At 71.8% G+C, this 26,586-nt stretch carries 23 protein-coding genes; 20 read left to right on the forward strand and 3 right to left on the reverse strand.

Annotated features, from left to right (window positions below):
* The first annotated feature begins 50 nt into the window (after nt 1–50).
* The 5 genes from BU204_RS22685 to BU204_RS22705 all read left to right on the forward strand — a co-directional run bounded on the left by BU204_RS22685 (nt 51) and on the right by BU204_RS22705 (nt 7,183).
* The gene (locus BU204_RS22685) at nt 51–1,049 is read left to right on the forward strand and encodes a SurA N-terminal domain-containing protein (protein WP_075127744.1); all 999 of its coding nucleotides are present in this window, start codon (nt 51–53) and stop codon (nt 1,047–1,049) included.
* Entirely contained in the window at nt 1,046–2,023 is a 978-nt protein-coding gene (locus BU204_RS22690) for a MazG family protein (protein ID WP_075127745.1), read from the forward strand. Before BU204_RS22685 ends, BU204_RS22690 begins: the two co-directional genes overlap by 4 nt.
* 60 nt (nt 2,024–2,083) lie before the next feature.
* Nucleotides 2,084–5,311 (forward strand): S41 family peptidase, encoded by a 3,228-nt coding sequence (locus BU204_RS22695; RefSeq protein WP_075127746.1) that lies wholly within the window; start codon nt 2,084–2,086, stop codon nt 5,309–5,311.
* A gap of 4 nt (nt 5,312–5,315) precedes the next feature.
* Nucleotides 5,316–6,158, forward strand: coding sequence for a class I SAM-dependent methyltransferase (locus tag BU204_RS22700; protein WP_075127747.1), 843 nt, complete (start codon nt 5,316–5,318; stop codon nt 6,156–6,158).
* 167 nt (nt 6,159–6,325) lie between these two features.
* The gene (locus tag BU204_RS22705) at nt 6,326–7,183 is read left to right on the forward strand and encodes a lytic transglycosylase domain-containing protein (RefSeq protein ID WP_233160487.1); all 858 of its coding nucleotides are present in this window, start codon (nt 6,326–6,328) and stop codon (nt 7,181–7,183) included.
* 8 nt (nt 7,184–7,191) lie between these two features.
* On the opposite strand, the gene BU204_RS22710 is transcribed toward BU204_RS22705, so the two are convergent.
* Nucleotides 7,192–7,578 (reverse strand): tetratricopeptide repeat protein, encoded by a 387-nt coding sequence (locus BU204_RS22710; RefSeq protein ID WP_075127748.1) that lies wholly within the window; start codon nt 7,576–7,578, stop codon nt 7,192–7,194.
* Nucleotides 7,579–7,730: 152 nt separating this feature from the next.
* On the opposite strand from BU204_RS22710, the gene eno reads away from it, so the two are divergent.
* The 4 genes from eno (at nt 7,731) to BU204_RS22730 (ending at nt 11,558) form a co-directional block, all read left to right on the forward strand.
* On the forward strand, nt 7,731–9,017 hold the full coding sequence (gene eno / locus BU204_RS22715; RefSeq protein WP_075127749.1) for a phosphopyruvate hydratase: 1,287 nt from the start codon (nt 7,731–7,733) through the stop codon (nt 9,015–9,017).
* A 4-nt stretch (nt 9,018–9,021) separates the two neighbouring features.
* A complete protein-coding gene (locus tag BU204_RS22720) occupies nt 9,022–9,582 on the forward strand; it encodes an FtsB family cell division protein (RefSeq protein ID WP_075127750.1) in 561 nt (186 codons plus the stop codon).
* Between the two features lie 119 nt (nt 9,583–9,701).
* The gene (locus BU204_RS22725) at nt 9,702–10,118 is read left to right on the forward strand and encodes a DUF501 domain-containing protein (RefSeq protein ID WP_233160502.1); all 417 of its coding nucleotides are present in this window, start codon (nt 9,702–9,704) and stop codon (nt 10,116–10,118) included.
* A gap of 216 nt (nt 10,119–10,334) precedes the next feature.
* The gene (locus BU204_RS22730) at nt 10,335–11,558 is read left to right on the forward strand and encodes a lytic transglycosylase domain-containing protein (RefSeq protein WP_075127751.1); all 1,224 of its coding nucleotides are present in this window, start codon (nt 10,335–10,337) and stop codon (nt 11,556–11,558) included.
* Between the two features lie 84 nt (nt 11,559–11,642).
* Here the strand turns inward: BU204_RS22730 and BU204_RS22735 are convergent, their stop codons facing one another.
* On the reverse strand, nt 11,643–12,419 hold the full coding sequence (locus tag BU204_RS22735) for an SDR family NAD(P)-dependent oxidoreductase (protein WP_075127752.1): 777 nt from the start codon (nt 12,417–12,419) through the stop codon (nt 11,643–11,645).
* Between the two features lie 102 nt (nt 12,420–12,521).
* Between BU204_RS22735 and BU204_RS22740 the strand changes: the two genes are divergently transcribed.
* From BU204_RS22740 to BU204_RS22770, 7 genes are all read left to right on the forward strand, one after another.
* Nucleotides 12,522–13,475, forward strand: a complete 954-nt coding sequence (locus BU204_RS22740; RefSeq protein ID WP_075127753.1) for a Ppx/GppA phosphatase family protein — start codon at nt 12,522–12,524, stop codon at nt 13,473–13,475.
* A 214-nt stretch (nt 13,476–13,689) separates the two neighbouring features.
* A complete protein-coding gene (locus BU204_RS22745) occupies nt 13,690–15,351 on the forward strand; it encodes a peptide ABC transporter substrate-binding protein (RefSeq protein WP_198942964.1) in 1,662 nt (553 codons plus the stop codon).
* A gap of 78 nt (nt 15,352–15,429) precedes the next feature.
* A complete protein-coding gene (locus BU204_RS22750) occupies nt 15,430–16,356 on the forward strand; it encodes an ABC transporter permease (protein ID WP_075127755.1) in 927 nt (308 codons plus the stop codon).
* Nucleotides 16,349–17,320 (forward strand): ABC transporter permease, encoded by a 972-nt coding sequence (locus tag BU204_RS22755; protein WP_075127756.1) that lies wholly within the window; start codon nt 16,349–16,351, stop codon nt 17,318–17,320. Before BU204_RS22750 ends, BU204_RS22755 begins: the two co-directional genes overlap by 8 nt.
* 19 nt (nt 17,321–17,339) lie before the next feature.
* Complete coding sequence (locus BU204_RS22760; RefSeq protein ID WP_075127797.1) at nt 17,340–18,368, forward strand: ABC transporter ATP-binding protein; 1,029 nt, start codon at nt 17,340–17,342, stop codon at nt 18,366–18,368.
* The gene (locus tag BU204_RS22765; protein ID WP_233160489.1) at nt 18,361–19,401 is read left to right on the forward strand and encodes an ABC transporter ATP-binding protein; all 1,041 of its coding nucleotides are present in this window, start codon (nt 18,361–18,363) and stop codon (nt 19,399–19,401) included. Before BU204_RS22760 ends, BU204_RS22765 begins: the two co-directional genes overlap by 8 nt.
* A 45-nt stretch (nt 19,402–19,446) precedes the next feature.
* Complete coding sequence (locus BU204_RS22770; RefSeq protein ID WP_233160491.1) at nt 19,447–21,171, forward strand: S8 family peptidase; 1,725 nt, start codon at nt 19,447–19,449, stop codon at nt 21,169–21,171.
* Nucleotides 21,172–21,240: 69 nt separating this feature from the next.
* On the opposite strand, the gene BU204_RS22775 is transcribed toward BU204_RS22770, so the two are convergent.
* Nucleotides 21,241–22,716: a S10 family peptidase gene (locus BU204_RS22775; protein WP_075127758.1), complete on the reverse strand. Its 1,476-nt coding sequence runs from the start codon at nt 22,714–22,716 to the stop codon at nt 21,241–21,243.
* Between the two features lie 20 nt (nt 22,717–22,736).
* Here BU204_RS22775 and BU204_RS22780 point away from each other — a divergent pair, with 20 nt between their 5' ends.
* From BU204_RS22780 to BU204_RS22795, 4 genes are all read left to right on the forward strand, one after another.
* Complete coding sequence (locus tag BU204_RS22780) at nt 22,737–23,444, forward strand: uracil-DNA glycosylase (RefSeq protein ID WP_075127759.1); 708 nt, start codon at nt 22,737–22,739, stop codon at nt 23,442–23,444.
* Between the two features lie 116 nt (nt 23,445–23,560).
* On the forward strand, nt 23,561–24,685 hold the full coding sequence (locus tag BU204_RS22785) for an efflux RND transporter periplasmic adaptor subunit (protein WP_158073494.1): 1,125 nt from the start codon (nt 23,561–23,563) through the stop codon (nt 24,683–24,685).
* A complete protein-coding gene (locus BU204_RS22790; protein ID WP_075127761.1) occupies nt 24,685–25,356 on the forward strand; it encodes an ABC transporter ATP-binding protein in 672 nt (223 codons plus the stop codon). The genes BU204_RS22785 and BU204_RS22790 overlap by 1 nt, the downstream gene beginning before the upstream one ends.
* Entirely contained in the window at nt 25,353–26,579 is a 1,227-nt protein-coding gene (locus BU204_RS22795) for an ABC transporter permease (RefSeq protein ID WP_075127762.1), read from the forward strand. The genes BU204_RS22790 and BU204_RS22795 overlap by 4 nt, the downstream gene beginning before the upstream one ends.
* The last annotated feature ends 7 nt before the right edge of the window (nt 26,580–26,586 follow it).

Consider the following 26,586-nt stretch of genomic DNA (forward strand, 5'->3'; position numbering starts at 1 on the left):
CGGCCACCGCGCTGAGAGGCGGGCACGGCGTTGTGAGAGGCTAACCAGCCGTGACGACTGCCAAGTTCCGCCGGCACGGGGTGCTCGCCGTTCTGACCGCTCTGGTCGCGACGCTCACCGCGTGTGGTTCCGGGCCGAGCCGGGTCAACTCCGCGGTGATCGTCGACGGCAGCACATCGATCTCCGTCGACACCGTGCAGGGGCTGGTCGAGAAGGTCGTGCGGGAGCAGCCGGCCGCCCGTCCGCTCGCCCAGCAGCGCAAGCTCGACCTTGTCGCCCGGGAGGCGGTGAGCCAGCTCGTCGTGCACGAGCTGATCACCGACGCCGCGCGGGAGGAGGACATCACCGTCAGCCGCGAGGAGCTGAGCCGGGCGCTGTCGGGCAACCCGTTCGGTGACGAGCTGCCCGACGACGGCAGCGTCCCGCCGGAGGCGCTCGCCAGCCAACTGGTCTACCGGGCCCGCGACCAGCGGGAGGCCGTCATCGACCAGCTCCTGCTGGCCCAGCTCGCCGCCAAGTACTACCAGCGGCTCCAGATCACGATGGACTTCACGGTCATCTCCGGCGACCAGACCGGCGGGGACCCGTCGTCGATGCGCGAGCAGGCCGAGGACAAGGCGCGCCAGTTCGCGGCCGACCCGGACAAGGTGGGCGACCTCATCGCGAAGGACACCGAGGCCGGGGTGAACGCGAGCGAGGGTGCCGAGTTCGCCGCGCTGCAGGATCCGGCGCTGGCCTCCACCGTGATGTTCGGCGCCGAGGAGGGCTCCGTCGTCGCCTTCGAGCCCTCGCCGGGGCAGGCGCTGTGGGTGGTCGGCCTCATCCGCTCCCGCGACACCGACGCCTCGCCCGAGGTCGCCGAGCAGCCGCAGGTCGAGCCCGAGCAGCTGGTCGCCATCGGCCGACGCTTCCTCCAGCCCTACGCCGAGGAGACCTCGATCGAGGTCAGCCCCCGGTACGGCGTCTGGGACCTGGCCGCGATGGGTGTCGCGCCGAGCGACGACGAGACCGTCGGCCTGGTGTTGACGCCTGAGAACGCCTCGCAGTGACCGCTGCCGGCGCGGGTCCGGGCACGGCGGTCGTGCTCGTCGACCGCGACCAGGTGCCGGCGGCGGCGATCCCGTTGTTGCGTTCCGCCGGGTCCGTGTTCGCCACCGGCGCGGTCGGCCTCGGCCTGCCGCCGGTGCCCGGTGACCTGACCGACCGCTCACTCGCGGGCCCGGTCGTGCTCGTGACCGACGACCTCGACGACCCGTCCGCGGCCGCGCTGCTCGCCGCCGGGGCCGCGTTGGTCGGTGGGCCGCCGGCCGGAGCGGGCCTACTCGACGCGGCGGCGGTCATGGACCGGTTGCGCTCGCCAGGCGGCTGCCCGTGGGACGCCGAGCAGACCCACGAGTCGCTGCGCCAGTACCTGGTGGAGGAGTGCTACGAGCTGCTGGACGCCATCGAGGACGGCGACCGCGTCGCCCTGCGCGAGGAGCTCGGTGACGTGCTGCTGCAGGTGCTCTTCCACGCCCGGGTCGCCCAGGAGGACCCGGACGACCCGTTCTCGATCGACGACGTCGCGGCGGGGTTGGTGGCCAAGCTCGTCGCCCGGCACCCGCACGTGTTCGCCGGCGGGGATCCCGCGGTGCGCGACGCCTCCTCCCAACAGCAGCGCTGGGAGGAGCTCAAGCAGCAGGAGAAACGTCGGGAGTCCTGTGTAGACGGAGTGGCGGGCGGGCAGCCCGCCCTGGCGCTGGCCGCGAAGCTCGTCTCCCGCACCAAGAACGCCAAGCTCCCCGAGGAGCTGCTGCCGACCGGAACCGACACCGGCGCCCAGCTGTTCGCCCTCGCGGCGGCCGCGAAGCTCGCCGGGGCCGACCCCGAGGACGAGCTGCGGGCGGTCGCCAGGCGGTTCGCCGCCGACGTCCGTGCCGCCGAGAGTGCGGCCAGGGCGGCCGGAGTGGCCGCGATGGACCCGGCAGCCTGGCGCCGGTTCTGGCCGACCGGCCCGGGCGGGGACACCCGGCGGGAGGGCTGACTCCCCGGCCGCCCGGCGAATGTGGCGGCGCGTGTCGGTGCCGGTGACTAACGTGGCGGCGTGACCGACTCCTACCTCCGTTTCCCCCACCTGCACGGAGACCTGGTGACCTTTGTCGCCGAGGACGACGTGTGGTTGGCCCCCGTCGAGGGCGGCCGCGCGTGGCGGGTGTCCGCGGACCAGGCCGGGGCGGGCTCGCCGCGGTTCTCCCCGGACGGCACCCGGATCGCCTGGACCAGCTGGCGCGACGTGGAGCCGGAGATCCACCTCGGCCCCACCGAGGGCGGCCCGAGCCGGCGGCTGACCTACTGGGGCGACCCGGCGACCGAGGTCCTCGGCTGGCTGTCGGACGAGGAGGTGGTCGCGGCCAGCACCGTCGGCCAGCACTCGATCCGGCAGAGCTGGGCCCACGCGGTCGCGACCGACGACGGGCGAACCCGCCGGCTGCCCTTCGGTCCGGTCGGCGGCCTCGCCAGCGGACCCGACGGCGCCGTGCTGTTGCTCGGCGCGTACTCCCGCGAGCCGGCCTGGTGGAAGCGTTACCGCGGCGGCACCGCCGGCAAGCTCTGGCTCGACGCCGAGGGGAACGGGGAGTTCACCCGGTTCCTGCCCGACGTGAACGGCAACATCTCCGCGCCGATGTGGGTGGGCGACCGGATCGCGTTCCTCTCCGACCACGAGGGGGTCGCCGACCTCTACTCCTGCCGGCCGGACGGTCAGGACCTGCGTCGGCACGCGGTCGACGCGCCCGGTGGCTTCTACGCCCGCAACGCGACCACCGACGGGACGCGAATCGTCTTCCACCGCGCGGGCCGGTTGTGGCTGGTCGAGGACCTGACCGGGGACGCCGAGCCCCGGGAGCTGGACATCCGGCTGGGCGGCCCCCGCACGGCCAGGGTGCCCTACCCGGTGCGGGCGGCCGACGAGCTCGACGACGTCGGTCCGGACCGGACCGGTCGGGGCAGTGCGGTCGAGGTCCGCGGGACCGTGCACTGGCTGACCCACCGCGACGGCCCGGTCCGCGCGCTGGCCGCGACGCACGGGGTGCGTGCCCGGATGCCCCGCACCCTGGGCGACCAGGTCGTGTGGGTCACCGACGCCGAGGGCGAGGACGCCCTGGAGGTCGCGCCGATCGCCGGCTCCCCGTCCGACCCGGCCGCCGCGCCCCGGCGCATCGGCGCCGGGCGGCTCGGCCGGGTGATCGAGCTGGTCGGGTCGCCGGACGGGCGGCGGGTCGCCGTCGTCACCCACGACGGTCGCCTCCTGCTGGTCGACCTGGCGAGCGGGGACCTGCGCGAGGTCGCGAGCAGCGAGCACGCCGACCCGGTGGACCCCGCCTTCTCGCCCGACTCGAGCTGGCTCGCCTGGTCCCACCCCGGTCCGCCGCCGCTGCGCAACATCCGGTTGGCCAACGTGACCGACCTGTCCGCGGTGGACGTGACGCCGATCAGGTTCGTCGACACCGACCCGGTGTTCACCGCCGACGGCAAGCACCTGGCGTTCCTGTCGGCACGCAGCTTCGACCCCGTCTACGACGTACACGTGTTCGACGTGTCCTTCCCGAACGGCTCGCGGCCGCACCTGGTGCCGTTGGCCGCGACCACGCCGTCGCCGTTCTCCCCGCAGCTGCGGGGGCGGCCGGTGCAGGACGAGGACGATGACAAGGGCAAGGGCAAGGGCAAGGACAAGGACGGCAAGGACGACGACACCGCTCCGCGGACCGAGGTGGATCTCGAGGGCCTCGGCGACCGCGTGGTGCCGGTGCCGGTGGCCCCCGCGCGGTACCGCTCGTTGCGCGCGGTGAAGGGCGGGCTGGTCTGGCTGCGCCCGCCGCTGACCGGGGTGCTCGGCGACGAGGAGCTCGACGAGGACGGCGACCGGCCGGTGCTGGAGCGGTACGACTTCGCCAAGCGCAAGCGGGAGGAGCTCGCCGACGGCGTCGACGAGGTGTGGGTCACCGGCGACTGGGAGCGGCTGGTGCTGCGGGACGGCCGGAACCTGCGGGTGCAGCCAGCCGACCGCAAGTCCGACGGCGACTCCGACAGCGCCGACGAGGTCCGCGTCGACCTGTCGCGCGTCCGCGTGCAGGTCGACCCTGGTGCGGAGTGGCGCCAGTCGTTCGACGAGGCCTGGCGGCTGATGCGGGACAACTTCTGGCGGGCCGACATGGGCGGGGTCGACTGGACCGCCGTGGGCGACCGGTACCGCCCGCTGGTCGACACGCTCGGTTCGCACCACGAGCTGGTCGACCTGCTCTGGGAGGTCCAGGGCGAGCTGGGGACCTCCCACGCCTACGTCACCCCGCCCGGTCGGGACGTCGAGGACGCACGCCGGGTGGGCCTGCTCGGCGCCGACCTGACCCTCGACGAGGACGGCCGGTGGCGGGTCGCCAGGGTGCTGCCCAGCGAGACCTCCGACCCGCGCGCCCGTTCGCCACTGCACGCACCGGGCGTCGCGGTCCGCGAGGGCGACGCGATCCTCGCCGTCGACGGCCGTCCGGTCACGTCCTCCACCGGGCCGTACCCACTGCTGCTCGGGACCGCGGGCAAGCCGGTGGAGCTGACCATCGGGCCGGCCGGCGGCGGACCGGCCCGCAGCGTCGTCGTGGTGCCCCTGCTGGACGACATGACGCTGCGCTACCACGACTGGGTCGCCGGCCGGCGCGCTCACGTGCACGAGGCGAGCGACGGGCGCATCGGCTACGTGCACGTGCCGGACATGGTGGCCAACGGCTGGGCCCAGCTGCACCGGGACCTGCGGTTGGAGGTCCGCCGGGAGGCCCTGATCGTCGACGTGCGGGAGAACCGGGGCGGGCACCTGTCGCAGCTGGTGGTGGAGAAGCTCGGCCGGACGGTGGTCGGCTGGCAGGTCAGCCGCAACGGCCGCCGCGCCCAGAGCTACCCGGGCGACGCGCCGCGCGGCCCGGTGGTGGCCGTGGCCAACGAGTTCTCCGGTTCCGACGGCGACATCGTCAACGCGGCGATCCGGGCGCTGGGGATCGGGCCCGTGGTCGGCGTGCGGACCTGGGGCGGTGTGATCGGCATCGACATGCGCTACCGACTCGTGGACGGCACCCTGGTGACACAGCCCAAGTACGCCACCTGGCTGCGCGGGCCCGGCTGGGGCGTGGAGAACTACGGCGTCGACCCGGACGTGGAGGTTCCGATGGCACCGCAGGACCACGTCGCCGGTCGCGACCCGCAGCTGGACACCGCGATCCGGTTGGCGCTGGACGCGCTGGCCGAGAACCCGGCCGCCACCCCGCCCGAGCTGCCCCCGCTGGAGTGATGCCGTGTCGACGTTCGATGCCGAGACCGAGGCGATGATCGAGGCGAACCGGGTCAACTGGGACGCCAGGACCCCGATCCACGTGGTGAGCTCGTTCTACGGCCTGGACGGCAGCCGCCCGGCCGCCGGCTGGTTCGCCGACTACGAGTGGGTGGACCTGCCGGAGCTCGCCGGTGTTGACGTCCTGCACCTGCAGTGCCACCTGGGCACGGAGACCCTCGCGTTCGCCGAGAAGGGTGCGCGGCCGGTCGGGCTGGACATCTCCGGGGAGTCGGTGCGCGAGGCAGGCCGGCTCGCCGCCGAGCGCGGACTGGACATCTCCTATGTCCGGGCGGACGTGTACGACGCCGCCGACGCGCTCGGCCGACGCACCTTCGACGTCGTCTACACCGGCAAGGGCGCGGTGTGCTACCTGCCCGAGCTCGACCCGTGGGCGGCTGTCGTGGCCGAGCTGCTGCGCCCCGGTGGGTGCTGCTACCTCGTGGAGTTCCACCCGCTGCTCTACTCGCTCGGCGTGGTCCCACCGGCCGACGGCGACCAGGGGCTGACGCTGCGCGGCGACTACCTGGCCGGGCGCGGCGCGGACAGGCGCGACGCCACGTTCACCTACACCGACGGTCCGGCGCTGACCGAGGGGACCGTGGCCTACGAGTGGCGGCACGGCGTCGGCGAGGTGGTGACCGCGCTGGCGGGCGCCGGTCTGCGGATCGAGCGGGTGCGCGAGGACCCGCGCCTGCCGTGGCCCCGCTGGCCGTCGATGGAGCGCGACCCCGACGGCTGGTGGTCGCTGCCGGCCGAGGCGCCGCGGATCCCGCTGCTCTACGCGGTCCTCGCCCGCAAGCCCTAGACGAGGGCCTCCCAGCGGGCAGCTACCGGGGCGCCGGCGACCCAAGGTCGTCCGAACGGGTCCTTTTTGAGCTATTTGCCCAGCTCAGGACGTTAATGGGGCACGGAAAGCGGTAACTTCCGGCCCGGACCCCACATCGGCGGCGGCGGATTACGTAGCCTGAGGGCGTGGCCGTATCCGCAACTCCACCGTCGACCACGCCCATCGAGCCCTCGAGCCCGCCGCGGGGACCGCACCGCAGGCGGGTGGTCGGCCCGCTGTTCATCGTCATCGTGCTCGTCGCCGGCCTCGTCGGCGTCGTCGTGCTGGACCGCTCCGAGGAGTCCGCGCGCCGCCCGCCCGCGGACCCCGCGTTCGAAGTGCCGCAACAGCAGGTGCTCCCCAGGAGCGCCGTTCCGCAGGCCGCGGCCATCGCACCGGGCGGTGACCGGACCACGGTCCGGCCCACCACCGCCGCCGTCCGCGACTGGGCGACGACGGTGTCGGAGAAGACCCAGATCCCCTCGCGCACCCTGGTGGCCTACGCCGAGGCGGAGTTGGCCGTGCGTGCCTCGGCCCCGGAGTGCGGGCTGAGCTGGACCACCCTCGCCGGCGTCGGCCGGGTGGAGTCCCACCACGGCCGCTACGGCGGCACCACGATCGGAGACGACGGTCGACTCTCGCCCCCGATCGTGGGCATCCCGCTCGACGGGTCGGAAGGGGTCAAGGCCATCCCCGACACCGACGACGGCCGGCTCGACGGCGACGTCGAGTGGGACCGCGCGGTCGGCGCGATGCAGTTCCTGCCCACGACCTGGTCGCGCTGGGGCGCGCGCGCGAACGGGGACGGCGAGGCGCCCGACCCGCAGAACATCGACGACGCCGCCCTGTCCGCCGCGAAGTACCTCTGCGCGAGCGGCGGCGACCTCTCCTCCGCCGACGGCTGGTGGCGCGCGGTGCTGACCTACAACCGCTCGGTCGCCTACGGCCAGGACGTCTTCAGCGGCGCCGACGCCTACGCCAAGGCGGCGCGGGAACTCGGCTGAGCAACGGGTCAGCGGTCCCGCTCAACCGCGATCCTGGCGCTGACCTCGCCGAGCGCCTCCTGGTACTCGGGCACGGGGTGCATCGCCACGGCCAGCCTGAGCTGGGTCTGCGCCTCGGTGATCCGGCCCTGCCGCTGGAGCGCCTTGCCCAGCGCGAACCGCGCGTAGTGGTCGGTCGGGTCGAGTTCCAGCACGCGCAGGAACGCCTGCTCGGCACGCCGCAGCTGGGCCGAGCCGAGGTAGGCGCGGCCGGCGAGCAGGTGCACCGACGAGGAGTCCGGCTCGGCGTCCAGGACCGGGCCCAACGCCGCCAGGGCGTCGAGCGGCCGGCGCGCCGCCACCAGCGCCTCCGCGCGTCGGAACGCCTCAAACGTGTCCTGCCGGTCCTCGCCCATGGTCGATGTCAACGCTACCCAAAGCTGCCCTGTTCCGAGAACCACCTTCGCGCGAGCCTCCGTCGACCCACTCCGGCCCCCCGCTACGCTGCGATGTGTGGGTGTGCCGACACCTGCGTTGGAACGTCCCCCATCCCGGTTGGAGCAGGCACGTGGCGGTTATCGAGCAGGTTGGTGCGCGCGAGATCCTGGACTCGCGAGGCAACCCCACCGTCGAGGTCGAGGTCGCGCTCGACGACGGCACCCTCGCCCGTGCCGCGGTGCCCTCCGGTGCCTCCACCGGCGAGCACGAGGCGGTCGAGCTCCGCGACAAGGACGCGGGGCGCTACAACGGCAAGGGCGTCGAGAAGGCCGTGACGGCCGTGCTCGACGAGATCGGCCCGGAGCTCGCCGGCGTCGACGCGGTCGACCAGCGGATCGTCGACCAGAAGCTGGTCGACCTGGACGGGACCCCGGACAAGTCCCGGCTCGGCGCCAACGCCATCCTCGGCGTCTCGCTCGCCGTGGCCAAGGCCGCCGCCGAGTCGAGCGGGCTGGAGCTGTTCCGCTACATCGGCGGCCCGAACGCGCACGTGCTGCCCGTGCCGATGTTGAACATCCTCAACGGCGGTGCGCACGCCGACACCGACGTCGACATCCAGGAGTTCATGATCGCGCCGATCGGCGCCGACTCCTTCCGGGAGGCGCTGCGCTGGGGCGTGGAGGTCTACCACGCGCTCAAGGGCGTGCTCAAGGGCAAGAAGCTCGCCACCGGCCTCGGCGACGAGGGTGGGTTCGCTCCCGCTCTCGGCAACAACCGCGAGGCGCTCGACCTGATCGCGGTCGCCGTCGAGAAGGCCGGCTTCACGCTCGGCCGGGACATCGCGCTGGCCCTGGACGTGGCGGCGACCGAGTTCTTCGCCGACGGCTCCTACGCCTTCGAGGGCACCAAGCGCAGTGCCGAGCAGATGCTCGGCTACTACGCCGAGCTGCTCGACGCCTACCCGATGGTCTCGATCGAGGACCCGCTGGCCGAGGACGACTGGGACGGCTGGGTGCGGCTGACCGACGAGATCGGGGAGCGGGTGCAGCTGGTCGGCGACGACCTGTTCGTGACCAACCCCGAGCGCCTCGAGGAGGGCATCGCCCGCCGCGCGGCGAACGCGCTGCTGGTCAAGGTGAACCAGATCGGCACCCTGTCCGAGACCCTGGACGCGATCTCGCTGGCCACCTCCTACGGCTACCGCAGCATGATGAGCCACCGCTCCGGGGAGACCGAGGACACCACGATCGCCGACCTGGCGGTCGCGACCGGCGTCGGCCAGATCAAGTCGGGCGCCCCGGCCCGGGGCGAGCGCACGGCGAAGTACAACCAGCTGCTGCGCATCGAGGAGATCCTCGGCGACGCCGCCCGGTACGCCGGCGACCTGGCCTTCCCCCGGTTCACCCCGGAGTCCTGAGCCCATGGCCGGGCGCGACGGCGAACGCGGCCGGCGGCGGGGCGGTGGAACCAGCGACTCCCGCGCCGGCCGGTCGGCGCGGCGTCCGCAGAGCGTCCGCCGCACCCGCCCCCGGGACGGGCGCCCGGCTCGGCCGGTGACCCCCGAGCCGGACCGCGTGCCGGAGCGGCCGGGGCGCACAGTACGAGCCGCGGCCGCGTTCGGCCTGTCCACCACCCGTCGGGCGGCGGTGCTCGCGATCGTGGTGTGCGCGCTCGCGCTTACGGTGTCGGTCCCGCTGCGCACGTACCTCTCGCAGCGGGACGAGGTGCAGATCCAGGAGCAGCGCCAGGCCGAACTGCGGGAGCAGGTCGAGGGCCTCAAGCGGCGCAAGGCCGAGCTCGAGGACCCCGCCCAGGTGGAGGCCGAGGCCCGGCGGCGGCTGCGTTACGTGATGCCGGGGGAGACCCCGTACATGGTCGAGCTGCCCGGCGACGCCGAGGGCGGCCAGAACGGCGAGGAGCGGGACCAGGTGCTCGAGGAGTCCTGGTACCTCACCCTCTGGAACGCGGTGTCCGACGAATGACCGAACCGCTGTCGACCTCCCCAACCGACACCCCAGGGGACCGTGACGAAACCCGGGGAGGCGGACTGGCCGCGGACCGGGCGGTGGTGGCCGAGCAGCTCGGCCGCCCGCCGAGGGCCATGCGCGCGGTCGCCGCCCGCTGTCCGAGCGGGCACCCCGCCGTCGTTCAGACCAGCCCGAGGCTGGAGGACGGCACCCCGTTCCCGACGCTGTTCTACCTCACCTGCCCGCGGCTGACCTCGCTGGTCAGCCGGCTCGAGGCGAGCGGGTTGATGCGGGAGATGACCGCCCGGCTCGGCGAGGACGAGGAGCTGGCCGCGGCCTACCTGCTCGCCCACCGCGAGTACCTGGCGCTGCGGGACGCCATCGAGCCGCTGGGAACCGACGTGAGCGCGGGCGGCATGCCGGGACGCGTGAAGTGCCTGCATGTGCACGTTGCACATGCACTTGCGGCGGGCCCCGGGGTGAACCCGTTCGGCGACGAGGTCCTGGAGCTGCTGCGCGAGGAGTGGCCGTCCGGGAACTGCGTGGTCTGACCAGGCACAATCTGGTCAGACATGATTCCCTAAAGGGCAACCCAGCGTTCATGGATTCCGGGCGGCGAGGCCAAGACGATCGTCTTGACTGTCGGATCACCCCTTTCTTGCGATGATGGTTCGTGAGACGGTGGCAGTCGGCGTACGGGCTGCCACTGCCTGCGACCTCGCCACGGGGTCGGGTGTCACCTAGCTCAGCGAAGGGGATCGGTACTGGTGAGCGGGGCGAAGAGGAAGAGGTCGACCGCGAAGGACGAGCGCCGGACCAGGCGGCGCCGCCGCAAGGTGGCGGCAGCGACCAGCACCGTGTTGCTCGTCGCGGCCGCGGTGGCGGGTGAGCCAGTCGGCGCCGAGTCCAACTCCGTTCACGCCGCGGCGGCGGTCGGCGGAGGCCTGCACGGCATGACCGACCCGAGCGAGGTCAGCGCGGACGGCGAGCTCGGCGAGGACGACCGGATCGGCGACGAGGTGCTGGCCAGCGCCGGCGACATCGGCCGCCTGCTCGACATGGGCACCGCCGGCGACCTCCCGGTCGACGAGCTCGGCCTGCCGGGCGTCATGCTCGACGCCTACCAGAACGCGGCCGACATGCTCGCCAGCGAGCAGCCCAACTGCAAGATCCACTGGTCGCTGCTCGCCAGCATCGGCCGGATCGAGTCCGGCCACGCTCGGGGTGGAAAGGTCGACCACGCCGGCAACACGATCGACCCGATCCTGGGGCCCCCGCTCAACGGCGGTGGTTTCGCCGCGATCCAGGACACCGACGGCGGTCGCCTCGACGGCGACTCCCGCTGGGACCGCGCGGTCGGGGCCATGCAGTTCATTCCGTCGACCTGGCGTGGCTACGCCGCCGACGGCAACAACGACGGCCTGTCCAACCCGCACAACGTGTGGGACGCGACGCTGGCCGCCGGGAAGTACCTGTGCTCGGGCGGCATGGACCTGTCCGACCCGCAGGACAGGGCGACGGCCGTCTTCCGCTACAACCACTCCGACACCTACGTCACCACGGTGCTGGTCTGGGCCGATGCGTACAAGAACGGGGCGCCGGTCCTGGACAGCTACCCCGTCGACCCCGGTATCAACGCCCTGGGCCCGTCGTCGGTGGTGGCCAACACGCCCGGCGCGAAGCCCTCCGCCGCCAAGCCCTCCGGAGGCAAGCAGTCGGGAGCCAAGCCGGGCAACAAGCCCAAGCCGGGCGGCAAGCCCTCGGGTAGTGGCTCGGGCAACAACAGCAGCTCGACGACCACCACCACCACCACGACCACGACGACCACCACCACGACGACGACCACGACCACCACGACCACCACCCCGTGCGGGTCGTCGGAGGAGACCACGACGACGACCACGACGACGACGCCGAACGACAGCGCGCCGGAGTCGCCCCCGCCGTCGGAGCCGACCACGACCACCACGACGACGACCGAGCCCTGCTGAGCGGGCACCGACGCGGCGGTCCCGGACGAGGCGTTCGCGCCACGCCGGGACCGCCGCCGTCGTCGGCCGCCAGCTGTGCCGGAGTCAGGCCGCCTTGTTCATCCCGCCGTCGATCACGAAGTCGGCGCCGGTGATGTTCGCGGCGATCGGCGAGGCGAGGTAGGCCACCAGCCCGGCTACCTCCCGCGGCTCGGACACCCGGCCGGTGGTGATCGCCATCGCCGCCGGGATCACCTCGTCCATCACCTGGTCGGGGGTCATCCCCGGTTCACCCATCAGCGAGGCGAAGCCGCCCGGCGCCGTCCACAGCGGGGTCCGGACCGGTCCCGGCGAGACCGTGTTCACCCGGATCGCCGGGGCGAGCTCCTCCGACAGCGCCGTGCCCAGGTTGGCCAGAGCCGCCTTCGCCGCCGAGTACGGGGCGATCATCCCGGCGGGCACCCGGGCGTTCAGTGATCCGATGTTGACGATCGAGGCGCCGTGCCGCCCGCGCATGGCCGGCAGCGCCGCACGGGTCGTGCGGACTGCGGCGAACAGGGTCAGGTCGAGGATTCGCCGCCACTGCTCGTCGCTGAACTCCGCGACGCCGGCCGCCGGCTCGGAGTGGGCGACGTTGTTGACCAGGACGTCGATCCCGCCGTGCCGCCGAACCGCCGCGTCCACCAGCGCGTCGGCGCCGGCCGCGGTCGCGAGGTCCACCGCGACCGGCAGGGCGTCCAGCGCCGCGAGCTCGGGGCTGAGCGTCCGCGAGCCGACCACGACCCGCGCCCCCTCCTCGACCAGCAGCTCGGCGATGGCCAGACCGATGCCCCGACTGCCGCCGGTGACCACGGCGACCTTGTCCTTCAGGTTGAGATCCATGCGGCACAGCCTGGGGGCCGGGGACCCCGCGTGGCTGGCGGTAAGGCGCCACGGCGTTCGAGCCGACGGGTGCGCGGCGCCGGCCTTCAATAGGCTCTTGCCATGCCCAGGATCGCCGCGATCGACTGCGGGACGAACTCCATCCGCCTGCTGGTGGCCGACGTGACCGTGCACGAGGACGGCCGGCGGAGCCTGCGTGACGTGCACCGCGAGATGCGGATCGTGCGGCTCGGCCAGGGGGTGGACGCCACCGGCCGGCTCGCTCCGGCCGCGCTGGACCGCACCCGCGCCGCGCTGACCGACTATGCCGCCATCTGCCGCCGCAGGGGGGCCGAGCGGGTCCGCATGGTGGCCACCTCGGCCACCCGGGACGCGAGCAACCGGGACGAGTTCTTCGCGATGACCGAGTCGGTGCTCGGCGTCACCGCCGAGGTGATCACCGGCGACGAGGAGGCCGGGCTCTCCTTCACCGGCGCGGTCGGTGACCTCGACCCGGACGACGGTCCGTTCGTGGTCACCGACATCGGCGGCGGGTCCACCGAGGTCGTCACCGGCACGTGGGACGGCGTGCGCGCCGAGGTGACCGGCGCGCTGTCGGTCGACATCGGGTGCGTGCGGCTCACCGAACGGTGCCTGCGCGGCGACCCGCCGACCCCCGAGGAGGTCGCGGCCGGGCGCGAGCTGGCCGCCGAGACGCTGCAGAAGGCCTTCGACGTGGTGCCGGTCGCGGACGCGCGCACGTGGGTCGGGGTCGCTGGCACGATCACCACCCTGTCCGCCGTGCGGCAGGACCTGCCCGAGTACGACTCCGAACGCACCCATCTGTCCCGGCTGTCGGACGCGGAGATCGACGAGGTGGCCGGCCGGCTGCTCGCCGCCAGCCATGACGAGCGAGCGGCCATCGGGTCCATGCACCCCGGTCGGGTGGACGTGATCGGCGCCGGCGCGCTGATCACCCAGGTCCTGGCGGAAAAGTTCGCCGAGGCGGCAGGTATCGCCGAGCTGCTCGTGAGCGAACACGACATACTCGACGGTATTGCTTTTTCCCAGTTATGACGCGTCCGGTGATCGCTACCCGTTACCGGACAATTCCGATGAGTCGTGCTTTAACGCAGCGCGCTCGATTGTGACTGGTTTGTGACGCAGCCGGGGGTGAGAAGGCGCATCCGCACCGTTAACGTCCCCTCACATTCCGGGCGCGCGCGTGCTCCCGGGTCACGGATTCGACGGCGACCCGCGATCTGTGAAAGGTGACTGGAGGAGAGACCAGATGCGTAGACCGCGCTGGATGGCCGCTGTGGTGATGCCGCTCGCGACGGCGCTCGTCATCACGAGCTGCGGCGGTGATGAGTCTGGGGACGACGGCGACGGCAGCGGCGCCAACAACAGCAAGAACGAGACCGGCGAGATCACGGTCTTCGGTACGGAGCCGGAGCGTCCCCTCGTGCCCGGCGACACCACGGAGACCGGTGGTGGCAAGATCGTCGACGCCATGTTCACCGGTCTGGTGGACTACGACCCGGTCTCCGGGGAGCCGCGCAATGCGCACGCCGACGAGATCACCCCGTCCGAGGGCGGCAAGGTGATGACGTTCAAGCTCAAGGAGGGCTGGACGTTCCACGACGGCTCGGCGGTGACGGCGAAGAGCTACGTCGACGCGTGGAACTACACCGCCTACGGTCCCAACGGGCAGCAGGGTGCGAGCTTCTTCGCCCAGGTCGCGGGCTTCGACCAGGTCAACCTGCCCGACCCGGACGGTCCCGAGGGCCCCAAGCCCGCTCCCACGCCGCCGGCGAAGACCATGACCGGTCTCGAGGCCGTCGACGACCTCACCCTGAAGGTCACCTTCACCCAGCCGCACCCGATCTTCCGCGTGAAGCTCGGCTACCCCGCCTTCAGCCCGCTGCCGGAGTCGTTCTTCAAGGACAAGGCGGCCTACGAGGCCAAGCCGGTCGGCAACGGGCCGTGGAAGTTCATCTCCCGCGTCCCCGAGCAGGAGGTCGTCGTCGAGCGGTACGACGACTACAAGGGCGAGGACAAGGGCAAGATCAAGACGGTCCGGTTCACGTTCCCGGAGAGCGCCGACGCCGCCTACGCCGCGGTGAAGGGCAACCAGCTCGACTTCCTGGACACGATCCCGCCGTCCGGTCTGGCCGGGAACATCTGGCAGACCGACCTCGAGGGCCGCTCGGGCAGCGCCGAGATCCTGTCGCTGCAGGCGATCGCGTTCCCGCTGTACGACCCGAAGTACGCCAACGCGGACTTCCGCAAGGCGATCTCGATGGCGATCGACCGCGAGACGATCACCAAGACGATCTTCGAGGGCAACCGCAAGCCGGTCGACGGCTACGCGGTGCCGAAGGTGCCGGGCTGGACCGACGGCGCCTGCGGTGACCTGTGCAAGTTCAACCCGGACGAGGCCAAGCGGCTGTTCGAGGCCTCGAACTTCTCCGGGCGGCTGGAGATCACCTCCAACGCCGACGGCGGTCACAAGGAGTGGATCGAGGCGGCTTGCGGCAGCATCAAGAACACCCTCGGCCTGGACTGCGTGTTCGTGCCGGTGCAGACCTTCGGTGAGGTCCGGGAGAAGATCAACGCCCGCGAGATGACCCAGGTCTACCGCTCGGGCTGGCTGGCCGACTACCCGCTGGTGGAGAACTTCCTCAACCCGATCTACCGGACCGGTGGCTCCTCCAACGACAACGGCTACTCCAACCCCGCGGTCGACGCGAAGCTGGCCGAGGCCGACAGCGCTCCGACCGAGGAGGAGGCCTACGAGCTCTACCACGAGGCCGAGGAGATGATCGCGGAGGACATGCCGGCGGTCCCGCTGTGGAACACGCCCGCGCAGTACGGGTGGTCGACGAAGGTGAAGAACGTTCGGATGACCCCCGACCGCGAGCTTGACCTGTCCTACGTCGAGATTGCCTAACAACCTGGCTCGGACGGGGCTGGTCCACCGGTTACCCGGTGGGCCAGCCCTGTCTGGCCGGTCTAGGGAGAGTCAGCAATGGGCCGGTACGTCCTGCGGCGGCTGCTGCAGCTGATCCCGGTGTTCGTCGGGACCACGTTTCTCATCTACGTGTTGGTGTGGGCGGTACCCGGTGACCCGTTCGCCGGCATGTGCGGCGAGAGACGGTGTGAACCCGGGTTCATCCAGATGATGACCGAGAAGTACAACATGGACGAGAACATCGTCGTCCAGTACTTCCTCTATCTGGGCAACCTCCTCCAGGGCGACTTCGGCACCACGTTCTCGGGCCTGTCGGTGGGCGAGCTGATCGAGCTGCGTTACCCGGTCTCGGTCCAGCTGGCGCTGGTCGCGGTGGGCATCGAGGCCGTGATCGGCCTCGCCGCCGGGATCCTGACCGGCCTCTACGGCCGCGGCTTTCTGGACAACCTGGTCCTGGTGGCCACGCTGTTCCTCATCTCGATTCCGGTGTTCGTCACCGGCTTCGTGCTGCAGATCCTGATGGGCTTCGAGCTCGAGTGGTTCCCACCGGTGGTCGGCACCGACCCCAGCTTCTACGACCTGCTCCTCCCCGGTTTCGTCCTCGGCAGCCTGTCGATGGCCTACGTCTCCCGGCTGACCAGGACCTCGATCGCGGAGAACACGCGGGCCGACTACATGCGCACGGCGCTGGCCAAGGGGCAACCGAAGCGGCGCATCGTCGGGGTGCACCTCCTGCGCAACTCCGCGATCCCGGTGCTCACGTTCCTCGGCACCGATCTCGGCAGCCTCATGGGCGGCGCGATCGTCACCGAGGGCATCTTCGGCATCCCCGGTGTCGGTGGCCTGGTCTACGAGGCCATCCTGCAGAAGGAGGGCGTCACGGTCACCGGGGTCGTGGTCCTGCTGGTGATCGTGTTCCTCCTGATGAACCTGATCATCGACCTGCTCTACGCCGTTCTCGACCCGAGGATCCGCTATGACTGACCCGACGATCGCGACCCAGCAGGCGGACGCGGGCGGCGCCTACGTCACGGCTCTCGAGCACGCCGAGCCGACCACGGGCCAGCCGGGCCGGCCGGGCAAGCCCCGCAGCCTCTGGTCCGACGCGTGGCGCGACCTGCGCCGCCGGCCGCTGTTCATCATCGCGGTCGTGGTGATCCTGTTCCTCACCGTGGTGGCGCTGTTCCCGCAGTGGTTCACCTCCGTCGACCCGAACCACCGGGACCTGACCCGCTCCCGCCAGCCACCCTCGGGTGATGCCTGGTTCGGCTACGACGTGCAGGGCCAGGACATCTACGCCCGCGTGGTGTACGGAACCCGGTGGTCGCTGCTGGTCGGCGTCGCGGGCAGCCTGCTGACCGTGCTGATCGGCGGGACGATCGGCCTGCTCGCCGGCTACTTCGGCGGCTGGCTGGACGGGCTGCTGTCCCGGGTCGGCGAGGTCTTCTCCGGGTTGCCGTTCGTGCTCGGTGGGATCGTCATCCTCAACGCGTTCCGCTCGACCGGGGTGGACAGCGCGCTCGCCCTGGTCGGCATGGTCGTTCTCGCGCTGGCGCTGCTGACCTGGCCGATCTCGATGCGGATCATCCGCTCGGCGGCGATCTCGGCCAAGCAGCAGGACTACGTCAAGGCGGCCAGGGCGCTCGGGGCGAGCCCCTGGCGAATCATCTTCCGGCACATGCTGCCCAACTGCCTCGCGCCGGTCCTGGTCTACGCCACGATCCTGCTCGGCTCGTTCATCGCGATCGAGGCCACGCTGTCGTTCCTGGGCATCGGCCTGCGCGACCCCGCGGTCTCCTGGGGCGTGATGATCTCCGACTCCCGCAACTACATCCGGGTCGCGCCGCACCTGTTGCTGTTCCCGGCGGGCATCCTCACGCTCACCGTGCTGGCGTTCGTGATGCTCGGCGACGCGGTCCGCGACGCACTCGATCCGAAGCTGAGGTAGCCGAATGGCGGTTCAGTCCATGTCCGGTACCGGTGACCTCGGGGAGGGCACCGGCGTGGTGCCCGACGCCCCGCTGCTCGAGGTGGAGGACCTGTTCGTCGAGTTCCACACCCGCGACGGGGTGGCCAAGGTGCTCAACGGGGTCAGCTACCACGTCGACGCCGGGGAGACCCTGGCGGTGCTCGGCGAGTCCGGCTCGGGCAAGAGCGTCACCGCCCAGGCGATCATGGGCATCCTCGACGTCCCGCCGGCCGTGGTGCGGTCCGGCGCGATCCGCTTCCGCGGCGAGGACCTGCTGAAGGTGTCCGACGGTCGGCGGACCGAGCTGCGCGGCCAGGGCCTGGCGATGGTCTTCCAGGACGCGCTCTCGGCGCTGAACCCCGTGTTCACCGTCGGCTTCCAGATCGAGGAGCAGCTGCGGGTGCGCCTCGGGATGTCCCGCAAGGACGCCCGCAAGCGCGCCGTCGAGCTGCTGGACCTGGTGCGGATCCCCAACGCGGCACGGCGGGTGCGCCAGTACCCGCACGAGTTCTCCGGCGGCATGCGGCAGCGGGCGATGATCGCGATGTCGCTCGCGCTGGACCCCGAGCTGCTGATCGCCGACGAGCCGACGACCGCGCTCGACGTCACCGTGCAGGCGCAGATCATGGACCTGCTCAAGGAGCTCCAGGTCGAACGGAAGATGGGGCTGATCCTCATCACCCACGACCTCGGGGTCGTCGCCGAGGTCGCCGACCGGATCGCGGTGATGTACGCCGGCAAGATCGTCGAGCACGCGGACGCGGTGTCGCTGTACCGGAACCCGGGCCACCCCTACACCGCGGCCCTGCTGGAGTCGCTGCCCCGGCTCGACCTCAAGGGGACCGAGCTGAAGACGATCCGCGGCCTGCCGCCGAGCCTGCTCGCGATCCCGCCCGGTTGCCCGTTCCACCCGAGGTGCCCGATGGCCGAGGACCGCTGCCGCACGGAGGTCCCGGGCGACCACCGGCTCGGCCTGGGTCGCACCAGCAAGTGCCACTTCGCGGAGGAGTTGGTCGGCCGTGTCTGAGACGGTGTCGGAGCGCGCGGCGACCGAGCCCGCCCCCGGGGAGGCGATCCTCGAGGTGCGTGACCTGGTCAAGCACTTCCCGGTCCGGGTGGGTGTGCTGTTCAAGCACGTCATCGGCCAGGTACGGGCGGTGGACGGGGTCTCCTTCGAGCTCAGGCGCGGCGAGACGCTCGGCGTGGTCGGCGAGTCCGGCTGCGGGAAGTCGACGCTGGCCCAGGTGCTCATGCGCCTCGAGCCGCCCACCAGCGGCACCGCGCTGTACAAGGGCCGCGACATGTTCGCCATGCGGGGCGCGGAGCTGCGCAAGCTCCGGCGGAGCATCCAGATCGTGCTCCAGGACCCGTACACCTCGCTGAACCCGAGGATGACCGTCGGCGACATCGTCGGCGAGCCATTCGACATCCACCCCGAGGTCGCGCCCAAGGGTGAGCGCCGGGCGAAGGTGCGGGAGCTGCTGGACGTCGTCGGGCTCAACCCCGAGCACATCAACCGCTACCCGCACCAGTTCTCCGGCGGGCAGCGCCAGCGCATCGGCATCGCCCGCGCCCTCGCGCTGCGCCCAGAGATCATCATCTGCGACGAGCCGGTGTCCGCCCTGGACGTGTCGATTCAGGCCCAGGTGATGAACCTGCTGGGCGACCTGCAGTCGGAGTTCGGGCTCTCCTACGTGTTCATCGCGCACGACCTCTCGGTCGTGCGGCACCTGTCCGACCGGGTGGCGGTGATGTACCTCGGGAAGATCGTCGAGATCGGCACCGAGGACGAGATCTACTCCCACCCCACGCACCCGTACACCCAGGCGTTGCTCTCCGCCGTCCCGGTGGCCGACCCGACCGTTCGCGGGCAGCGCCAGGTCATCCGGCTCGAGGGCGACGTGCCGAGCCCGGTGGATCCTCCATCCGGTTGTCGGTTCCGCACGAGGTGCTGGAAGGCGCAGGATGTCTGCGCCGAGGAGGTGCCCGAGCTGGTCACGCGCGTGGCGGGGCATCCGAGCGCGTGCCACTTCGCCGAGGAACGGTCGGTCGTGCCCTGATGCGGGGCAGTCGGGGCATGAGGTAGCGAGCGAGGAGGAGTTTTCGTGAGACGTAGGACAGTGCTGGCGCTGCTGGCCGTACCGGTGTTCGCCGGGGTGACGGTCTTCGCGGTGCCGAGTGCCACCGCCCAGCCGGGCTTGTCCGGCAGGACGGTGGAGTACAACGTGCTTGCCGCGGACGGGGTGTCCGTGGCGAAGGCGGAGCGCGCGGTGCGGGCCGCGGGCGGCAAGGTGCTCCGCAGCAACGCGGCGGTCGGCCTGGTCACCGCGACCGCGCCGGAGAACGGCTTCACCCAGCGGCTGGCGAAGACCCGCGACGTGCTCTCCTCGAGCCGGTCGCTGGTCGTCGGCAAGTCGCCGAGCGCGCGCCGGGCGCCGGACGAGTCGGTCGTCGAGAAGGAGAACCGGCAGGGCGCGGCGGCGTCCCGGGCGGTCAAGGCCAAGAAGGCCGCCGTCGGCATGGACCCGCTCGACTCCCAGCTGTGGGGCCTGACGTCGGTGCGCTCGGACCTCGCCCGCACCGTGCAGGCGGGTAACCGGAAGGTCCTGGTCGGCGTGCTCGACACCGGCGTGGACGGCAACCACCCGGACATCAAGCCGAACTTCGACGCCGCCCGGTCGCGCAACTTCACCCGCGACATCCCCACCGACGAACTCGGTCAGGTCGTGGACGGCCCGTGCGAGTTCCGCGGCTGCGTCGACCCGGCGAACTGGGACGACGGCGGCCACGGCACGCACGTCGCCGGCACGATCGCCGCGGCGGCCAACGGCCTCGGGGTCTCCGGCGTCGCGCCCAACGTGTCGATCGTCAACATCCGCGGCGGGCAGGACTCCGGGTCGTTCTTCCTGCAGCCCGTGGTCGACGCGATCACCTACTCCGGTGACGCCGGCCTGGACATCGTGAACATGTCGTTCTACGTCGACCCGTGGCGGTACAACTGCCTGGACAACCCGGCCGACACCCCCGCGCAGCAGGCGCAGCAGCGCACGATCATCACCGCGATGACCCGTGCGATGAACTACGCCCACCGCAAGGGCGTCACGCAGATCGTGTCGCTGGGCAACGGGCACGAGGACACCGGCCGTCCGCAGGTCGACAAGGACAGCCCGAACTACCCCAAGGGCACCAACTACGACCGGGTGATCGACAACGACACCTGCAAGTCAATGCCGGTCGACGGGCCCAACGCGATCACGGTTTCCGCGTACGGTCCCTCGGGCGCCAAGGCGGACTACTCGAGCTACGGCACCGAGCTGATCTCGGTGTCCGCGCCGGGCGGGTTCTACCGCGACTACTTCGGCACGCCGTGGTTCCGCACCAACGAGAACATGATCCTCTCGACGTACCCGAAGAACGTCGGCGTCGCCGAGGGCACGATCGACCCCAACGGGAACATCACCCCGGACGGCGTCGCGCTGGGCGTGCAGAAGGACTGCCAGGGCACCGTCTGCGGGTACTACCAGTTCCTGCAGGGCACCTCGATGGCCTCGCCGCACGCCAGCGGCGTGGCCGCGCTGATCGTCAGCGAGTACGGCAGGTACTCGGGCGGCTCGGTCTCGATGCGGCCGACCTCGGTCCGCGCCGTGCTCGAGGGCACCGCGTTCGCCATCCCGTGCCCGGAGCCCCGCACGGTGGACTACCTCGACGAGGGCCGCGACGACACCTACACGGCGACGTGTGAGGGCGACCTCGAGTTCAACGGCTTCTACGGTAACGGCGCCGTCGACGCCTGGGCCGCGGTCACCCGCGGCGAGGAGTTCCTCGGCTAGTTTCTCGAAAGCGACAGGGCGCCCGTGCGGAGATCCGCACGGGCGCCCTGTTCGTTCTCGTGGGCGTGCTCAGCGGTTGGACGCGGCGGCGACGAAGTCGGCGAGGTCCTGGGACTGCTGGATCCGGGACGGCTCGTGGGCGTACATCATGTGCCCGGCCTGGTAGTAGGCGCCGGAGACGTTGCCGCGCAGCTCCTCGGGGATCTGCAGGTGCGCGACGGTGTGCTCGGCCGCGTAGTACGGGGTCGCCCCGTCCAGGTAGCCGTACGCGACGTGGACCTTCAGGTGCTGGTTGGCCCGCATCGCGGCCGCGAGCTTGTCGGTCACCGTGACGTGCTGGTTCTCGAACTCCTTGAACGACCAGGCCGCGTGGGTGTCCATGCTGAGGATCTCGTACGGCAGGTCGTTGGGGTAGTCGAGCTCGGCCCGCAGGTAGTGGTTGAGCGCCGCGGTGTAGGCACCCATCAGCGCCGAGCCGGAGGGGTCGTCGTCGAAGTGCTCGCGCCCGTAGTCCGGCGCCCATCCGGTGAAGCGCGCGTCGAGGCGGCCCACGGTCAGCCTGCGGTCGCGCAGCAGCTCGGTGAAGAACCGCACGTGCTCGATCCGCAGGTCCACCCGGTCCACGTAGTCCTCGGACAGCCCGGTCAGCTCCGCGATCCTGGCCACGGTGGCCGCCCGCTCCTCCGCGGAGAGCCGGTTGCCGCGGGCCAGCGCCCACGGGTAGTCGCGCGCCGCGAACTCCTCGGCCTCGTCCAGCAGCTCGCGCAGCGGGCGGTCGCCGAGCAGCCCGTGGTAGTGCGCGATGGCGGTGTAGGTCGGCAGGAACAACGTGTACGGCAGGTCGTTGCCGACGGTGAAGTCGAGGGTGGCGAAGTCGAGCACCGCGGAGATCAGCATGAGCCCGTTGAAGTACATCCCGTACCGGGTCTGCAGGTGGTGGGCGAGCCCGCCGGCGCGGGTGGTGCCGTAGGACTCCCCGGCGAGGAACTTCGGTGACATCCACCGGCCGTTGCGGGAGGTCCAGAGCCGGATCACCTCGCCGACCGACTCGATGTCGCCCTTGAAGGTGTGGAACTCGCCCGGCTTCTCGCCCTTCGCCGCCCGCGAGTACCCGGTCGCGACCGGGTCGATGAACACGAGGTCGCTGTGGGCCAGCAGGGTCTCGGCGTTGTCGACCAGCCCGTAGGGCGGCGGCGCGAGGTCCCCGGCGTCCCCGGAGACCACCCGGCGCGGCCCGAGCAGGCCGAGGTGCAGCCACACGCTCGACGAGCCGGGGCCGCCGTTGAACGCGAAGGTCACCGGCCGGCGGGTGGGATCCGCGCCGTCCACCGTGTACGCCGTGAGGAACACCTCGGCCTTGGGCTGGTGGCCCTCGAACTTGCCGTCGGTGACGACCTCCTTGCGCAGCACGACCCGGCCGGTGGTCGCCGTGTAGGTCAGCTTGCGGCGTTTGACGGTGATGCTGTGCGTCGTGCTGACCAGGTCGTCGGTCGGCTCGGCCGGCTTCTCCTCGGTGTTGGGCTCCGCGGTGGGCTCGTCGTTCATGATCCGACCCTACGTGTTGAATCTGGGGTGTGGCGGACCTGGACGAGCTGGATCGCGCGGTGTCGACGTGCCGCCGCTGTCCGCGCCTGGTGGCCTGGCGGGAGGAGGTCGCGCGGGTCAAGCGGGCGGCGTTCGCCGACCAGACCTACTGGGGGCGGCCGGTTCCCGGTTTCGGCCCGCCGGACGCCGCGCTGGCGATCGTCGGCCTGGCTCCCGCCGCGCACGGGGCGAACCGCACCGGCCGGATGTTCACCGGTGACCGCTCGGGGGACGTGCTCTACGCCGCGCTGCACGCCGTCGGACTAGCCTCCCAACCGACCTCCACCCACCTCGGCGACGGCCTCGAGCTCTACGGCGTGCGGATCACCGCCCCGGTCCGGTGCGCGCCGCCGGCGAACAAGCCGACGCCGCAGGAGCGGGACAACTGCCGGCCCTGGCTCGCGCGGGAGCTGTCCCTGCTGCGCCCGACGTTGCGGGCGGTCGTCGTGCTCGGCGCGTTCGGCTGGCAGGCGTTGCTTCCCGTGCTCGCCGCGGCCGGCTGGGAGGTTCCTCGCCCGCGGCCGCGGTTCGGCCACGGTGTCCACGTGCGACTGACCGGCCCGACGCCGCTGGACCTGTTCGGGTGCTTCCACGTCAGCCAGCAGAACACCTTCACCGGCAGGCTCACCCCGGCGATGGTCGAGGCGGTGCTGACCGACGCGAAGGCCGCCGCCGGGCTTCATAGCTGATCCACAGGCACACCGAAGGCAGGACACAGCCCCGGACACCACGCTCGTCCCTCGACGCTGTCGAGCGACGAGGGAGAGTAGTGGTGCGCATCCGGTTGCCGCGTAAACGAAGTCGGGTGGTGTGGCTGGCGGTCGCGGTCGTGCTCGTGGCCGCCGGGGCGGGGGCATGGTGGCTGTGGTGGCCGGAGCCGTCGGAGGCCGAGGGCTCCACGACGACCGCGGCAGCCTCGGTCGGCCCGCAGCGCCGGACGGTCTCGGCCACCGGCACGGTCGAGCCGGCGCACCGGGCCGACCTCACCTTCGGTGTGTCCGGCGAGGTCGACCAGGTGCTGGTCGCCGAGGGCGACACGGTGCGGGCGGGTCAGGTGGTGGCCACCGTCGACGACGAGCTCCTGCGGGCCGAGGAGGCGGCCGCGGCGGCCGAGCTCGAGGCCGCGCAGGCTCGGCGCGACGACGACGAGGCCGCGGGTGCCTCGGACACCCAGCTGGCCGCGGACGAGGCGGCGGTGGTCTCCGCCGACAGCCGGCTCGCCGCGGCCCGCGAGTCGCTCGAACGGGCCGAGCTGACAGCCACGATCGCCGGCACGGTCGTCGAGGTCGACATCGCGGTGGGCGACCAGGTCAGCGGGGACGCGCCGCCGGACTCCGAGTCCGACTCCGCCTCGCCGGAGAGCGGTTCCGGCACGATCACGGTCGTCTCGCCGAACCGGTTCGTCGTCGAGGCCGAGCTCGCCGCCACGGCGGTGGAGGAGGTCAAGGCCGGCATGGCCGCGGAGGTCGTGCCGGTGGACGCTGCCGAGCCGGTCGACGGCACGGTGCGCTCGGTCGCGCTGGTCGCCGAGGTCGACGAGGCGGGCGTGGCCTCGTTCCCGGTCACCGTCGAGGTCGCCGGCGAGCACGAGGATCTGTTCGCGGGTTCCTCCGCCACCGTCGCGGTCGTCGTCGAGGAGCGGGAGGACGTGCTCACCGTGCCGAGCCAGGCCATCCGCCAGGAGGACGGCGCGACCTTTGTGGACCTGGTGGTCGACGGCCGTACGGTCCGCACCGAGGTGGAGGTCGGCACCGCCTACGGGCCGAACACCGAGATCCGGTCCGGGCTCGAGGAGGGCGACGAGGTCGAGCTCCCCGGCTTCGTGCGCGGCCCGGGCGGGAACGACGAGCAGGGCGAACCGGGGGATATGAAGATCCTGCCCGGCGGCGGTACCGGCCCCGGCGGCCCGGTCGTCCGCAAGGGGCCGTGATGGCGGCGATCATCCGGATGCGGGACGTGCGCAAGACCTACGCCACCGGCGCGCTGGAGGTGGAGGCGCTGCGCGGGGTGTCGATGACCATCGAGGACGGCGAGTTCGTCGCGGTCGCCGGTCCCTCCGGCTCCGGCAAGTCCACGCTGATGCACATCCTCGGCTGCCTCGACGTGCCGACCTCGGGCAGCTACTGGCTGGCCGGCGGGGACGTCGGCGAGCTGCCGGACAGCCACCTCGCGACGATCCGCAACCAGCACATCGGGTTCGTGTTCCAGCAGTTCAACCTGCTGCCCACGATGACGGCGGCACGCAACGTGGAGCTGCCGCTTGCCTACGCCGGCGTGCCGCGTCCGCAGCGGCGGGAGCGGGCGCTGGCCGCGTTGGCCAGGGTGGGGTTGGCCGACCGGACCGAGCACCGGCCGGGAGAGCTGTCCGGTGGCCAGCAACAGCGGGTCGCGGTGGCCCGCGCGCTGGTGACCGACCCGGCGCTGCTGCTCGCCGACGAGCCCACCGGCAACCTCGACTCCGGCTCCTCGGCGGAGGTGCTCGCGCTGTTCACCGAGCTGCACGCCGCCGGCCGGACGATCGTGCTGATCACCCACGAGCCGGACGTCGCGGCGCGAGCCCAGCGAACCGTGCTGATCCGGGACGGGGTGCTGGCGGCATGAACTGGACTGACACCTTCGCAAGCGGGCTGGACGCCATCCGCGCGCACCGCCTCCGGTCGGCGCTCACCATGCTGGGCATCGTCATCGGTGTCTCCTCGGTGATCCTGACCGTCGGGCTCGGGCTCGGCGCGCAGGACCAGGTGCGCCGGCAGATCGACGCGCTGGGCAGCAACCTGCTGATCGTCTCGCCGGGCAGCGACACCTCCGAGGGTGGGGTGCGCGGCGGCTTCGGGTCGGCCTCGACGTTGACCCTTGCCGACGCGACGGCCCTCGCCGACCGCTCGGTCGCCCCGGACGTCGCGGATGTCGCGCCGGTCACCAGCGACTCGACCACGTTGAAGGCGGGGACCACGAACTGGACGACCAACCTCGTCGGCACCACCACCTCATGGCCCGCGGTACGGGGCCGAACCCTGGACGCGGGCCGGTTCCTGACCGAGGAGGAGGTCAGCGGCTCGGCCGACGTCGTCGTGCTCGGACCGGACACCGCGGCCGAGCTGTTCCTGGTCGGCAACCCGGTGGGCCGGACGGTGACCATCGGGGGGACGCCGGCGACGGTGGTGGGCGTGCTCGCCTCCACCGGCACCACCGGGACCGAGTCGAGCGAGGACGACGTCGCGATCGTCCCGGTCGGCACCGCCAAGCGGCTCACCGGTTCGGCCACCGCGTCGGTGTCGACGATCTACGTCCAGGCCAGGTCGGGGGAGCTGTTGAGCGCCGCCCACCAGGAGACCAGCGCGTTGCTGACCACCCTGCACGGGGTCACCGCGGCGGAGCCGGACTTCTCGATCGCCACCCAGGAGTCGTTGCTGGAGACGGCGAACGCCACGAACCGCACGTTGACGATCCTGCTCGGCGGGATCGCCGCCATCTCCCTGCTGGTCGGGGGGATCGGCGTCATGAACATCATGCTGGTCGCGGTCACCGAGCGGGTCCGCGAGATCGGCCTGCGCAAGGCACTGGGCGCCACCGCGGGGGCGATCCGGCGGCAGTTCCTGGTGGAGGCGGGCGTGCTGGGCACGGTCGGCGGGGTCCTCGGGGTCGGCATCGGGACGGCCGGTGCGTTCCTGCTGCCCGACCTGATCGACCAGCCGGTGAGCCTGTCCGTGCTCGCGGCGGCGGTCGCCATTGGTGTCGCGTTGGTCATCGGCTTGGGCTTCGGCGTCTACCCGGCTGGTCGCGCCGCGCGGCTCACCCCCATCGACGCCCTGCGCGGCGAGTGAGAGGAGT

The sequence above is a fragment of the Actinophytocola xanthii genome (assembly GCF_001921205.1).
GTDB classification, from domain to species: Bacteria; Actinomycetota; Actinomycetes; order Mycobacteriales; family Pseudonocardiaceae; genus Actinophytocola; species Actinophytocola xanthii.

Excerpts from the sequence above, each read along its gene's own strand:
- BU204_RS22710 (WP_075127748.1), bottom strand. The coding sequence starts at position 7,578 with ATGGGCGAGGACCGGCAGGACACGTTTGAGGCGTTCCGACGCGCGGAG.
- BU204_RS22740 (WP_075127753.1), top strand. The coding sequence starts at position 12,522 with ATGCCCAGGATCGCCGCGATCGACTGCGGGACGAACTCCATCCGCCTG.
- BU204_RS22760 (WP_075127797.1), top strand. The coding sequence starts at position 17,340 with ATGTCCGGTACCGGTGACCTCGGGGAGGGCACCGGCGTGGTGCCCGAC.
- BU204_RS22775 (WP_075127758.1), bottom strand. The coding sequence starts at position 22,716 with ATGAACGACGAGCCCACCGCGGAGCCCAACACCGAGGAGAAGCCGGCC.
- BU204_RS22750 (WP_075127755.1), top strand. The coding sequence starts at position 15,430 with ATGGGCCGGTACGTCCTGCGGCGGCTGCTGCAGCTGATCCCGGTGTTC.
- BU204_RS22790 (WP_075127761.1), top strand. The coding sequence starts at position 24,685 with ATGGCGGCGATCATCCGGATGCGGGACGTGCGCAAGACCTACGCCACC.
- BU204_RS22725 (WP_233160502.1), top strand. The coding sequence starts at position 9,702 with ATGCGCGCGGTCGCCGCCCGCTGTCCGAGCGGGCACCCCGCCGTCGTT.
- BU204_RS22795 (WP_075127762.1), top strand. The coding sequence starts at position 25,353 with ATGAACTGGACTGACACCTTCGCAAGCGGGCTGGACGCCATCCGCGCG.
- BU204_RS22745 (WP_198942964.1), top strand. The coding sequence starts at position 13,690 with ATGCGTAGACCGCGCTGGATGGCCGCTGTGGTGATGCCGCTCGCGACG.
- BU204_RS22735 (WP_075127752.1), bottom strand. The coding sequence starts at position 12,419 with ATGGATCTCAACCTGAAGGACAAGGTCGCCGTGGTCACCGGCGGCAGT.
- BU204_RS22720 (WP_075127750.1), top strand. The coding sequence starts at position 9,022 with ATGGCCGGGCGCGACGGCGAACGCGGCCGGCGGCGGGGCGGTGGAACC.
- BU204_RS22755 (WP_075127756.1), top strand. The coding sequence starts at position 16,349 with ATGACTGACCCGACGATCGCGACCCAGCAGGCGGACGCGGGCGGCGCC.